The sequence below is a fragment of the Catenuloplanes sp. NPDC051500 genome (assembly GCF_044454585.1).
Lineage (GTDB): Bacteria > Actinomycetota > Actinomycetes > Mycobacteriales > Micromonosporaceae > Catenuloplanes.
Genome location: NZ_JBITDX010000002.1, coordinates 625159 through 637378 on the forward strand (window position 1 = coordinate 625159; position 12220 = coordinate 637378).

The following is a 12220-nucleotide window of genomic DNA, read 5'->3' on the forward strand; positions in this document are numbered from 1 at the left end:
CGGCTCTACCAGCTCTTCCGGCGGTCCGGCCGCTCCCGGCACTGCGGGCGGTCCGGCCGTTTCCAGCACTGCGGGCGGTCCGGCCGTTTCCAGCACTGCCGGCGGTCCTGGTGCTGCAGACGGTCCTGATACTGCAGGCGGCCCTGAGGCTGCGGGCGCTGCCGGTGCGCGGGCGCCGATCGTGACCGCGACCGCTGCGGTGTTCCCGGTGGACGTGGTGTGGGCGCCGCCGGACCGGCCGATCCCGCCGCCGCACGGCACGCGGGTGGAGCCGCGCTATCTCGACCACGTGGCCGCCGTGGTCCGGCGCGCGCTTGCCGAGAGCGACGGTGACCTGCTGGTCTTCCTGCCCGGCGCAGGTGAGATCGGTGCGGTGGCCGGGCGGCTGTCCGGGCTGCGCAGCGACGTAGACCTGATCACGCTGCACGGGCGGCAGGACTCCGGCGTGCAGGACGCGGCGCTGCGGCCCGGACCGCGCCGGCGGGTGGTGCTGGCCAGCGCGGTCGCGGAGAGCAGCCTGACCGTGCCGGGCGTGCGCGTGGTGGTGGACGCGGGGCTCAGTCGCGTACCCCGGATGGATCTTTCTCGTGGCCTTGGATCGCTTGCGACAGTGCGCGTCTCGCGGGCCTCGGCCGTCCAGCGCGCCGGCCGGGCCGGGCGTGAGGCGCCGGGCCGTGTCTATCGCTGCTGGTCGGCGGCCGAGCACGACCGGCTGCCCGCGTTCCCGGCGCCGGAGATCGCGTCCGCCGACCTGACCGCGTTCGTGCTGGAGCTGGCCTGCTGGGGTGTGGCCTCCGGCGCCGGGCTGGCACTGCCCGATCCGCCACCGGCCGCCGCGCTTGAGGTGGCGACGGCCACGTTGCACGCGCTCGGCGCGCTCGGGCCGGACGGCCGGGTCACGTCCCGGGGCCGCGCCATGTCCCGGGTCGGCGCGCATCCCAGGCTGGCCCGCGCGCTTCTCGACGGCGCGCCCGCGGTCGGCTCGGACCGCGCGGCCGAGGTGGTCGCACTGCTCTCCGACGACACGCTCACCGGCCGCCGCGACGACCTGGCGGCGGCCTGGCGCGCGCTGCGCACCGGCGCGGACCCGGCGGCGTCCTCCCGGTGGCGCACCGAGTCCCGGCGTCTGCGCTCCGCGCTGTCCGTCGTCCCGGACGCGCCTCGCGGCGGGGAGGCCCTCGTGGCCGGTGGAGCCGGTGGCGATCGCCCCGTGCCCCGGACCGGCCCGGACGCGCCTCGCGGTGGGGACGCCCTCGTGGCCGGTGGAGCCGGTGGCGATCGCGCCGTGCCCCGGGCCGGCGCGGGAACGGATCGGCGCGCCGGTGCCGGCCGGCAGCGGCTCACCGACGACCTCGCCGCCGGGCTGGTGGCAGGGCTGGCCTATCCCGAGTGGCTGGCCCGGGCCCGGCAGGCCGGCGGCAGCGACTACCTGATGGCCGGTGGCACCGCGGCCGAGCTGGCCGACGGGTCCGGGCTGGCCGGCAGCGCGTGGCTGGCCATCGCGGCCGCGGACCGGGGTGCCGGCCGGCGCAACGCACGGGTGCGCCTCGCCGCCGTGATCGACGAGGCGACCGCGCGGGAGGCCGGCGCGCCGCTGCTCACCGCCGGCGACGAGGTGGTCTGGGACGGCGACGAGCTGCTGGCCCGGCAGGTGGAACGGCTCGGCGTGCTTGTGCTGAAGGAGCGCCGTCTCGCCCAGCCGGACCGCGCGCTTGTCGCGTCCGCGCTGCGCGACGCGCTCGTGGAGCGGGGCCTGGGCGCGGCGCTCGAGTGGGGGCGCGAGGCCGCGGCGCTGCGGGAGCGGCTGGCGTTCTGCCGGGCCGCGCTCGGCGAGCCGTGGCCGGACGTGACGGATGAGGCGCTGCTGGCCCGCCTCGACGAGTGGCTGGGTCCGGAGCTGGCGAAGGCGCGACGGCTTGGGGATCTGCGGCGGGCGGACCTGTCGCAGGCGCTGCGGCGGCTGATGCCGTGGCGGGAGGCAGCCAGGCTTGACGAGGTGGCGCCGGAACGGGTGACGGTGCCGAGCGGGTCGCGGGTCCGGCTCGACTACGCGGACCCGGCCGCGCCGGTGCTGGCCGTGAAGGTGCAGGAGGCGTTCGGCTGGTCGCGCGCGCCGATTGTGGGCGACGGGCGGGTCGGCGTGGTGCTGCACCTGCTGTCGCCGGCCGGTCGCCCGGTCGCGGTCACCAAAGATCTGCCGTCCTTCTGGAAAACCGGATATCCGCAGGTCAGAGCGGAGTTGCGGGGGCGCTATCCGCGGCACCCCTGGCCGGAGGACCCGACCTCCGCGCCGCCGACGAAGCGGGTACAGCCGCGCCGGAGTTGAAACCGTCCGTTTCCACTCTGTCGCGTTCCCGACACTGATTCACTCAAAAATACCGACATATGGTGTTTTAGTGCTTGAAAGCAGCAGGGGTAAACCAGCTGCACCGGCACTTGGAGGACCGTATGGCGACAATCATCGCTGCCGACGACGATCCGGATTTACGCGTCATCGTGGCCTCGATCCTGCGCCGCGCCGGTCATGTGGTGCACGTGGAGGAGGATGGCGCGGCCGCGCTCGCCCGGGTCCGCGAGAACCGCCCGGACGTACTGATCATCGACAACCAGATGCCGCACATGACCGGCCTGGAGGTCCGCAACGCACTCCGCGCCGACCCCGACACGGCCGACCTGCCGATCGTGCTGGCCAGCGGCTCGCTTCGCGCCGAGGAACTGGACCCGCCGAACCCGCTCGACTACCTCGTCCCGAAGCCCTTCAAGTCCAGCCGTCTTCTGGAAACCGTGGAGTTGGCGCTGCTGGGCGCCCACTTCAACCCGGTCCGGAACTGACCCCCGGCTCAACATTGAATCGTGCGGACCGTAGAGTTCGCGCCGCGGCGGCCCGTGCCGGCAGAAATACCGGCTCTCCCGCAAGAGACCTCCGGCCGGGCCGCCGATCCAACAGACGACAATCTTCTTCCCACTCCGCGGGTGGTGGCGGCCCGCACGCTCCCGCGGGCACCGGTCGTCGCCAGGGCTCCTCCCTGCGCGACCCGCCGTGGGCCGGGAAAGAACCACCGCCTCTCACGGAACCGGATCGGCAGGCGGCGTCGTGGTCTCGGTTTCGGTTTCGGTCTCGTCCTGCATCGACAGCCGTCGCGGCACCAGATACGGCACGGACGCCGCGACCAGGCCCAGCACCAGGCACGCGGTCGCGCCGATGCCGACCGCGCCGCCGGCGTAGGCGACCATGAGCCGGCGCACGCTCAGCTCCTCGATCGACCAGTCGACCACGTCGTGGGTGAGCCAGAGCAGCGCCACGGCCACCGCCATCGCGCCGATCCCGATCTGCACAAGCAGGACCGCGGAGCGAGGTGGCCGTACCAGGTCCGGCGCGGGTTCGTTCCGGTCGAAGATCAGCAGCAGCAGGCCGGACGCGGACGCCCACACGCCCGCCACCAGGAACGCGGCCACCGCGTCACTCGGCCGGTGCCAGCCCGCCGCGAGCGTGGCGATCCCGGCGAACGCGGCCCACCCGGTCAGCGCAAGCGCGCCCGCGCCGGTGATCGCGCGCGGCAGCACCATGATCAACGCGATCGCCACCGCGGCCGCTATCGTGGTGTGGCCGCTGGGCAGCGTGTTGCCCACGTCCACCCTGTCCGGGTCGATGCCGAGGTCCGGGCGCAGGCCGCGGTACTTCAGCAGCTGGGTGGTGATGTTCGCGCCCGCGATGACCACGGTGGCGACCACCGCAAGCAGGAACCGCCGCCGGAACACCGCGATGAAGAAGACAAGCGCGGTGACGAGTGCCAGCGAGACCACTGACATCGCGTTGAGCACGACGTTGACCGGCTGCTCCAACTCGTCGCGGCCGATCCAGTTCGCGGTCAGTGCGATGGTGTCCACGGCCTGCCCGGTACGGGTCTGCACGAAGAGCCGGTAGACGACCAGGAGCGCCGCTGCCTGTGCCGCGGTCAGCGCGACGAGCCACATCGCGAGGTATGCCTTGCGCCAATTCACCCCCGGACGATAGCGGTCGGGGTTCACCACGCGGGAAGGAGAACCGCAGGCCGGTCACATCGCACGTGCGCGGGAGCGGGCGGGCACGACTGAGCCGGCCGTCGTCGGCGAGGCGCACGGCGTACCCGTCGAGCAGGCTCTTGATCTTCGAGGTGGCGGCACGGAACGCCGGGAAGCTACGCCTTGAGCAGGTTCTCCCGGACCTGGCGGCGCAGCACCTTGCCGATCAGGCTGCGTGGCAGTTCCTCGGCGATCACGATCCGGCGCGGCGCCTTGTAGCCGGCCAGCCGCTCGCGGGCCCAGGCACGTACCGCCTCCGGGTCCGGCTTCGCGCCCTCGGCCGGGACGACGACGGCGACGACCTGCTCGCCCGCGTTCTCCGCCGGGATGCCGACCACTGCCGCGTCCGCGATCTCGGGATGGCCGCGCAGCACCTCCTCCACCTCGGAGGGGTAGACGTTGAAGCCGCCGGTGATGATCAGTTCCTTGATCCGGTCGACGATCGTGAGGTAGCCGTCCTCGCTCATCGTGGCCACGTCACCGGTCCGGATCCAGCCGCCGGGAAGCAGCACCTTGTCCGTCTCCTCCGGCAGGTTCCAGTACCCGGAGAAGACCTGCGGACCCTTGATGAGCAGCTCACCGGGCTCGCCGCGGGGCACGTCCACGCTGGAGTCGTCGCGGTCCGCGAGGCGGACGTAGGTGGACGGGAACGGCACGCCGATCGAGCCGGCCCGGCGCCCCTTGGACATCGGGTTGCCGACAGTGATCGGGGACGTCTCGGTCATGCCGTAGCCCTCGATCAGCAGGCCACCGGTGATCTTCTCCCAGCGGTCCACCGTGTCCGGGGGCAGCGCCATCGCGCCGGAGATCGCGTACCGGGCCGAGCTGAGGTCGACGCCGCGCTTGACCGCCTCCACGCCGAGCCGGTCGTACATGGTGGGCACGCCGGGGAAGAACGTGGGCGGGCGGCGCTTGACCGCGTCGAGCACCAGGCCGGGCTCGAAGCGGGGCAGCAGCACGAGCGTCGCACCGATCGCCATGGCCGTGGTGAGGCAGAGCGTCACGCCGTAGACGTGGAACATCGGCAGGACCGCGTAGAACGTCTCGTCGCCGGGACGCAGGCCCTGCACCCAGGCCAGGTTCTGCGCCGTGTTCGCGCCGAGGTTGCGGTGACTGAGGATCGCGCCCTTCGGCGTGCCTGTGGTGCCGCCGGTGTATTGCAGCAACGCGGTGTCGTCGACGGCCGGGTAGGGCACGCCGGCCTCGATCGGCGCGCTCTCCGCGACCAGCTTCTCCCAGCTCAGCGCGCCCGCCGGGACCGGCCCGGTCAGGTCCGCACGGGACTTGCGGGCCGCCGCGACCGGCAGCTTCAGCGCGAGCCGCTTGAGCGTGGGCAGCGCGGCGGTCAGATCGACGGAGACGATCGTCTCGACGCCGGTCCGGTCGCGGGACGCGTCGACCAGGGACGCGACCTTCTGCCAGACGATCGCGACGCGCGCACCGTGGTCGGCGAGCTGGTGGGCGAGCTCGTCCTTCGTGTAGAGCGGGTTGTGCTCGACAACGATCGCGCCGAGGCGGAGCACCGCGTAGAACGCCACGATGTGCTGCGGGCAGTTCGGCAGCACCAGAGCGACCGGGTCGCCGGCCCGGACGCCGAGCGAGTGCAGCGCACCGGCCGCGCGGGTGATCTGCTCACCGAGCTCCCGGTACGTGGTGGCGGCACCGAGGAAGTCGAGCGCGACGCGGTCCGGGAAGCGTGCGACGGACGCCTCCAGGTTCGCCGTCAGCGGCCGTTCGGGGACCGTGATGTCCGCCGGGACGCCCTCGGGGTAGGCCGCCAGCCAAGGCCGATCGTCTGCCACGCGCTCTCCTACGTGTCCGTAACTTACGTTTCCGTAGGTTACCAGCCGGATGATCGGAATCCGAGCGCTGCTCACGGCCACATCGACCGCTGTGACAGCCCGGTCAGCGGAGCCCCGCACCCGATCGCATCGACCGCCGCAAGACCCTTCTAACGGGTAAATTTTTCAGGTTCACCCGATCAAGGGGGCGAGCGGACGGGCACTGCTCCCCTACCATGAGGCACGCTCGCACGCAGCGTCGCACGGCGAGTTACCACGCGCACCACGCCCTTGCGAGGTTTCCTCATGACGACCGAGCCGATCGAGTCCACCGGGTGGGCAAGATTCACCGACCTCTCACCCGTGATCCATGCGACGACCCGCTGGCTCCTCTCGGCGTACCCCCCGCTTCCCGGTTTTCTGTCCTTCCGGCTGGCCGAGGAGCAGGTCCGCCCCGCGGTCGCGCTCGCGGCCCGGCTGCGCTACCCGACCGACCTGGACGCCGGGCTGCTGCTGCTCACCGGCACCGGCGGCGCCGGGCGGCTGGACTGGCTGACCGGCTCCGACGTGCACCCGACGCCGGGTGAGCCGTGGCGTGCGGAGGTCGACGAGGTGCTGGCCAGCTGGGCGGCCACGCTGCTCACCGACGCGGACCTCGTCTCGGCCGCGATCGCTGTCGCGCCGGTCGGGGAGGACCTGGACCGGCTGACCACGCCGGACGCCCGGGACCTGGCCGCGGCCGCCGACCTGCGCCACCCGGAGCGGATGGCCACGATCACCGCGCTGCACCTCACCGAACTGGAGGAGACGCTTGCCGCGGCGGGTTACCCCGGCTGGTGAGGCCGATCCACAGCGACAGCCTGGTGTCCGGCTCGTCGAGCGCGTCGCCGAACAGCTCACGCAGCCGCCGCAGCCGGTAACGGACCGTCTGCGGGTGCGTGTGAAGCGCCGCCGCGGTCGGGACCACCTGTCCCTGCTCACGAAGCCAGGCCAGCAGCGTCGTCTCCAGGGTGGCGCGCGCGGCCGGGCGCAGGCCGTCCAGCGGGGCCAGCGCCCAGGCGGCCAGGTGATCCGCGAGGCCGGGCTCCCAGCCGAGCAGCAGCGGCACCAGGTGCGCGTCGCACTCGGTCACGCCGGGGCGCCCGGCCGCCAGCCCGCGCTGTGACAGCCGGTAGGAGAGCCGGGCCCGCGCGGTCTCCACGACCGGCCCGAGCGCGGCCCGGCGCCCGGCCAGCGACCGTTTCAAAAGATCAAGACCAGGCGGCGAGGGTACGACCACGCGCACCGCGTCCTCGATCACCGCGGCCACCGCACCGGCGCCGACCACCCGGGCGAGATGGTCCGCATCAGTACCCTCCACGCTCGCCACCGCGACCGTCTCCGGAAGCGGCCAGCGGGCCGCGTCCGCGGCGGCGTGCAGCGCCGCCTCACCGGGCGGGTCCGCCTGCGCCAGCAGCGTGATCAGCCGCCGCCGGGCCAGCGCCCAGTCATGCCCGGACTCGCGCTGCGCCGCGAGGTAGCCCTCCGCGGCCACGCCGGCAAGCGAGTCCGCATAGCCGAAGAGCGCGCCCGCGATCAGATAGAGGTCGGCGGGTGGCGCCACCTCGTGCGCGGTGAGGAACGCCCAGATCTCCCGCGCGCCGAGCGTCAGCACCGCCCGCAGCGCGTCCACCCGGTAGCCCTCGTCGAACTCGGTGCGGCCAAGCGCGTGGAAGACCGCGCGGCTCGGGCCCATCGGGCGGGACGGGTCGGCGACCCCGTCCGCGAACGCGTCGACAGCGGTGCGCACGCCCCACTCCACGTTCCGGCCGGTGACCGGGCGGCCCTGCGCGGCGAACACGGCCCGGACCGTCTCCAGCACCCGGGCGTGCAGCTCCGGCCGGAGCACGCGCAACCGCGTGCCCGCCTCGGGCGGCAGCCGGGCGAGACCGGGCTCCAGGTCGAGCAGCGCGTCTTTTGTCACCGCGATGACAATAGTCCCGCCAATTTGTCACCCGGGCGGACAGTCTTTTGGCATTCAGGTGCCTACGGTGAGCGGATGGATGCGGATGTCATCGTCATCGGAGCCGGGCTCGCCGGGCTTGTCGCGGCAGTCGAGGCGGCACACGCCGGACGGCGCGTGCTCGTCGTCGACCAGGAGCCGGAGCAGAACCTCGGCGCGCAGGCGTTCTGGTCGTTCGGCGGGCTGTTCATGGTGGACACGCCGGAGCAGCGGCGGGTCGGCATCCGCGACTCAGTGGAGCTGGCCTGGCAGGACTGGCTCGGCACGGCCGCGTTCGACAGGGACACCGACGACTGGGGCCGGCGGTGGGCGGAGGCGTACGTGCACTTCGCCGCCGGAGAGAAACGGTCCTGGCTGCGCGGCCTCGGTCACCGGATCTTCCCGGCCGTCTCCTGGGCCGAACGCGGCGACGGCCAGGCGACCGGGCACGGCAACAGCGTGCCGCGCTTCCACATCACCTGGGGAACGGGACCCGGCGTGGTCGCGCCGTTCGCGTCCGGGGCCCAGGCTTCTCCGCTTGTCCAATTCGCGTTCCGGCACCGGGTCGACGAGCTGATCGTCGAGGGCGGCGCGGTGGTCGGCGTCCGCGGCACGATCCTGGAGCCGAGCGACGCGCCGCGCGGGGTGAGCACGTCCCGTACCCCCGTGGGCGAATTTGATCATCGCGCCCAGGCCGTGATCGTGGCGTCCGGCGGCATCGGCGGCGATCCCGCGCTGGTCCGGGCGGCCTGGCCAGCGCGTCTCGGCACACCGCCCACGCGCATGATCTCCGGCGTGCCCGCGCACGTGGACGGCCGCATGCTTGCCATCACCCAGGCGGCCGGCGGCCGGGTCGTCAACGAGGACCGGATGTGGCACTACGTCGAGGGCATCAAGAACTGGGACCCGATCTGGCCGGCGCACGGCATCCGGATCCTGCCCGCGCCGTCCTCGCTCTGGCTCGACGCGACAGGCAAACGGCTGCCCGCGCCGCTCTTCCCCGGCCACGACACGCTCGGCACGCTCAAACACCTGCGGACCACCGGGTACGACTACAGCTGGTTCGTGCTTAACCAGCGGATCATCGAGAAGGAGTTCGCGCTCTCCGGCTCCGAGCAGAACCCCGACCTGACCAACAAGAGCGTGCGCGAGACGCTGCAACGCGTCCGGCCGGGCGCGACCGCGCCGGTCGAGGCGTTCAAGAAGAACGGCGAGGACTTCGTGGTCGCGGCCACCCTGCCGGAGCTTGTCGACGGCATGAACACGCTGGCCGCCGCGTCGGACGGCCCCGCGCTCAGTCTTGAGGCGGTCCGGCACATCGTCGAGGCACGCGACCGGGAGGCGGCGAACCCGTTCGGCAAGGACGCGCAGATGACCACGATCCGCGCCACCCGCCGCTACCTCGTCGACAAGGTGCAGCGCGTCGCGGCCCCGCACCGCCTGCTCGACCCGAAGGCCGGCCCGCTGATCGCGGTCCGGCTCAACCTGCTCACCCGCAAGACGCTCGGCGGCCTGCAGACCGACCTGTCCGCACGCGTGCTTGACGACTCCGGCACCCCCGTGCCAGGTCTCTACGCCGCCGGTGAGGTGGCCGGTTTCGGCGGCGGGGGCGTGCACGGCTACGCCTCGCTTGAGGGCACGTTCCTCGGCGGCTGCCTGTTCACCGGCCGGGAGGCGGGCCGCGCGGCCGCGGCGGCGGTGCTGTGACCCCGGACCGGATGCGCCGGCGCGTGACCGACGCCCGGGTCGGCCGCCTGGCCACTGTCGGTGCGGACGGCCGGCCGCATCTGGTGCCGATCTGCTTCGCGCTTGTCGGCGACCGGATCTACAGCGCTGTCGACCACAAGCCGAAACGCTCTGCGCGGCTGCGGCGGCTCGCCAACGCCCGGGACACCGGCGTGGCCTCCCTGCTCATCGACGAGTACGACGACGACTGGACCCGCCTCTGGTGGGTCCGCGTGGACGGGCGGGTGGAGGTGCTGGAGACCGGCCCGGCCGAGGCACTCGACGCGTTGACGGCCACCTACCCGCAGTACGCCGCAAAGCCCCCGACAGGGCAGATGCTCGCCCTCACGGTGGAGAAGTGGTCAGGTTGGTCCTACGTGGAGGATTGACTCCGAACCCTACGATCATCACCGTGCGCGCCTACGACCTCCCGACCGGCGGCTCCGGCATGGACGCGGCCCACCTCGCCATCGCGGTCGCCCACCGCAGCAGCAGCGCCCGGAGACTCGAACATGTCGCCTGACCTGGTCATACGCACGCGGGCGTGGCCGCTGTTCCTGACCTTCTTCACGGTTTTGTACCTTATGTTCGTCATCTCGGGCTGGCGGGTGGCCGAAGACGCGGCGAACCCGGCGCGCACGTTCCTGGTGATGCTCGCCGTCGTGCTGCCTAACTACGTCCTCATCATGTCGGTCCTCACCGCCAACATCCTGCAACCGCCGCGCTTCGACGCCACCGGCTTCCGGGCCTGCGCCGGCAACCCGCTCCGGTACGACGTCTACGCCCGGTGGGAGCAGATCGACCGCATCTGGCTGAACCCGGCGAACGTCCTCTTCATCCGGCTCCGTGACCCGGAGGCCTCGGCCCGGGGCGGCCGCCGGCTGCGAGGGCTGATGCGCCGCAATCGCCGCGGGTACGGCGCCGACCTGCTCCTCAACCTGTCGCTACAGGCGCCGGAGCTGGAAATGGCCGACGTACGCGAGGCGGTGGCCCGGCTGAGCGGTGGCACGCACCTTGTGGAACGGTCGGCCGCCGACGGCGGCCGGATCATCGTGGAGAACACCGGACCGTTGATCAACTTCGATGACGTGGGCGGTTGCGCCGTGAGAATCTACATCGATGAGGATCACGTCGCGTCTGGCCGATGACCGAGCAGCAGATCCAGGGACCGTTTACTCCTCGGTGAACCCCGCCCGCACCCACGAGACCGTTGCCGAGGTCGCCCTCACCACCGCCGGCACATTCGCCGCCGCCTGCGCGACCGCCCGGGAGCGCCAGCCCGCCTGGGCCGACGTCCCCGCACCGGTCCGCGGCCGGGTGCTGGGCGCGGTCGGCCGGATCGTCGAGGCGAATGCGGAGGTGCTGGCCCGGCTGGTCACCCGGGAGATCGGCAAGCCGTACGCGGAGGCGCTCGGCGAGGTCCGGGAGATCGTCGACACCTGTGAGTTCTTCCTCGGCGAGGGCCGGCGTCTCTACGGCGAGACTGTGCCGAGCGAGATGCCTGACAAGCAGCTTTTCACGTTCCGCAACCCGGTCGGCGCGGTCGCCGTGATCACCGCGGGGAACTTCCCGGTCGCGGTCCCGTCCTGGTACCTGGTCCCGGCGCTGCTGGCCGGCAACACAGTCGTCTGGAAGCCGGCCGAGTACGCGGCCGCGAGCGCGCACGCTCTCTTCGCGCTGTTCCAGGCGGCGGGCCTGCCGGACGGCGTGCTGCAACTGGTCTTCGCGGACGGCGAGGCCACGTTCGCCGGTCTTGCACATGCGCTGGAAAGCGGCACGATCGACAAGGTCGGTTTCACCGGTTCGACAGAGGTCGGTCGGCGGATCGGCGAGCTGTGCGGACGGCACCTGCAGAGTCCGTGCCTGGAACTCGGCGGCAAGAATCCCATGGTGGTCACGCCGAGCGCGGACCTGGACCTGGCCGTGGAGGGCGCGCTGTTCGCAGGCTTCGGCACCGCGGGTCAGCGGTGCACGTCGCTCGGCACCGTGATCGCGCATCGCAGCGTGCACGACGAGTTCCTGCGCCGGTTCACGGCCGCGGTCGAGGCCGCGCCGATCGGCGACCCGGCCGGTGACGTGGTGCTCGGCCCGCTGCTGGACGCCCGGTTCGCCGCGCGGTTCGAGGAGTTCCTCGGCTGGATCGGGCCGCACCACACGGTCTCCGGCTCGTCCGCGACCGGGCGGATCACCGAGGACGCAGCCCGCAAGGGTTTCACAGGCGACGCGGCGAGCGGCCTCTACTACCACCCGGTGGTCGTCGCGGGCGTTACCGAGACCGACGATATCTTCCGGCACGAGACGTTCGGCCCGCTGGTCGGCGTGATCGCCTACGACACCCTCGATGAGGCGATCAGGCTGTCGAACCTTCCGGGGTACGGCCTGAGCAGCGCGATCTACACGAACGAGCCGGACGAGGTGTTCGCGTACCGGCGTGGTGTCTCGGCCGGGATGCTCAGCGTCAACAACTCCACGTCCGGCGCGGAGGCGCACCTGCCGTTCGGTGGGAATGGCAAGTCCGGCAACGGGAGTCGGCAGTCCGGACGCTGGGTCCTGGACCAGTTCACCCGCTGGCAGTCGATGAACTGGGACTACTCGGGGCGGCTGCAGAAGGCTCAGATGGACGTGGCAGACGTGACCCCGGACCTCGGCTTTCGGCTGTAGACCACAGCGG

Annotated in this window: 9 protein-coding genes and 1 pseudogene; 7 read left to right on the forward strand and 3 right to left on the reverse strand. The window is 72.4% G+C overall.

Annotated features, from left to right (window positions below):
* Positions 1 to 121 precede the first annotated feature (121 nt).
* Both ACIA8K_RS05775 and ACIA8K_RS05780 read left to right on the forward strand, forming a co-directional pair.
* Positions 122 to 2326 (forward strand): annotated as a pseudogene (locus ACIA8K_RS05775) (ATP-dependent RNA helicase); the annotation flags it as partial.
* 122 nt (positions 2327 to 2448) lie between these two features.
* Positions 2449 to 2832, forward strand: a complete 384-nt coding sequence (locus ACIA8K_RS05780; protein ID WP_396055357.1) for a response regulator — start codon at positions 2449 to 2451, stop codon at positions 2830 to 2832.
* 234 nt (positions 2833 to 3066) lie between these two features.
* On the opposite strand, the gene ACIA8K_RS05785 is transcribed toward ACIA8K_RS05780, so the two are convergent.
* Entirely contained in the window at positions 3067 to 3975 is a 909-nt protein-coding gene (locus ACIA8K_RS05785) for a phosphatase PAP2 family protein (protein WP_396055665.1), read from the reverse strand.
* Positions 3976 to 4178: 203 nt separating this feature from the next.
* A complete protein-coding gene (locus tag ACIA8K_RS05790; RefSeq protein ID WP_396055359.1) occupies positions 4179 to 5864 on the reverse strand; it encodes a long-chain-fatty-acid--CoA ligase in 1686 nt (561 codons plus the stop codon).
* Between the two features lie 285 nt (positions 5865 to 6149).
* Here ACIA8K_RS05790 and ACIA8K_RS05795 point away from each other — a divergent pair, with 285 nt between their 5' ends.
* Positions 6150 to 6683 carry a hypothetical protein gene (locus ACIA8K_RS05795; protein WP_396055361.1) on the forward strand — a complete coding sequence of 178 codons (534 nt, stop codon included), beginning with the start codon at positions 6150 to 6152 and terminating at the stop codon, positions 6681 to 6683.
* On the opposite strand, the gene ACIA8K_RS05800 is transcribed toward ACIA8K_RS05795, so the two are convergent.
* A complete protein-coding gene (locus tag ACIA8K_RS05800; protein WP_396055363.1) occupies positions 6634 to 7806 on the reverse strand; it encodes a helix-turn-helix domain-containing protein in 1173 nt (390 codons plus the stop codon). The two genes, ACIA8K_RS05795 and ACIA8K_RS05800, sit on opposite strands and share 50 nt — an antisense overlap.
* Positions 7807 to 7881: 75 nt before the next feature.
* On the opposite strand from ACIA8K_RS05800, the gene ACIA8K_RS05805 reads away from it, so the two are divergent.
* From ACIA8K_RS05805 to ACIA8K_RS05820, 4 genes are all read left to right on the forward strand, one after another.
* Positions 7882 to 9531 carry an FAD-binding dehydrogenase gene (locus ACIA8K_RS05805; RefSeq protein ID WP_396055365.1) on the forward strand — a complete coding sequence of 550 codons (1650 nt, stop codon included), beginning with the start codon at positions 7882 to 7884 and terminating at the stop codon, positions 9529 to 9531.
* An 11-nt stretch (positions 9532 to 9542) separates the two neighbouring features.
* Positions 9543 to 9938 (forward strand): TIGR03668 family PPOX class F420-dependent oxidoreductase, encoded by a 396-nt coding sequence (locus ACIA8K_RS05810; RefSeq protein ID WP_396055367.1) that lies wholly within the window; start codon positions 9543 to 9545, stop codon positions 9936 to 9938.
* Between the two features lie 195 nt (positions 9939 to 10133).
* Complete coding sequence (locus ACIA8K_RS05815; protein WP_396055369.1) at positions 10134 to 10697, forward strand: hypothetical protein; 564 nt, start codon at positions 10134 to 10136, stop codon at positions 10695 to 10697.
* On the forward strand, positions 10669 to 12210 hold the full coding sequence (locus ACIA8K_RS05820; RefSeq protein ID WP_396055371.1) for an aldehyde dehydrogenase family protein: 1542 nt from the start codon (positions 10669 to 10671) through the stop codon (positions 12208 to 12210). Before ACIA8K_RS05815 ends, ACIA8K_RS05820 begins: the two co-directional genes overlap by 29 nt.
* Positions 12211 to 12220: the final 10 nt, after the last annotated feature.

Coding starts and splice junctions, on each gene's coding strand:
- ACIA8K_RS05780 (WP_396055357.1), top strand. CDS start 2,449: ATGGCGACAATCATCGCTGCCGACGACGATCCGGATTTACGCGTCATC.
- ACIA8K_RS05785 (WP_396055665.1), bottom strand. CDS start 3,975: ATGTGGCTCGTCGCGCTGACCGCGGCACAGGCAGCGGCGCTCCTGGTC.
- ACIA8K_RS05795 (WP_396055361.1), top strand. CDS start 6,150: ATGACGACCGAGCCGATCGAGTCCACCGGGTGGGCAAGATTCACCGAC.
- ACIA8K_RS05805 (WP_396055365.1), top strand. CDS start 7,882: ATGGATGCGGATGTCATCGTCATCGGAGCCGGGCTCGCCGGGCTTGTC.
- ACIA8K_RS05810 (WP_396055367.1), top strand. CDS start 9,543: ATGCGCCGGCGCGTGACCGACGCCCGGGTCGGCCGCCTGGCCACTGTC.
- ACIA8K_RS05815 (WP_396055369.1), top strand. CDS start 10,134: ATGTTCGTCATCTCGGGCTGGCGGGTGGCCGAAGACGCGGCGAACCCG.
- ACIA8K_RS05820 (WP_396055371.1), top strand. CDS start 10,669: ATGAGGATCACGTCGCGTCTGGCCGATGACCGAGCAGCAGATCCAGGG.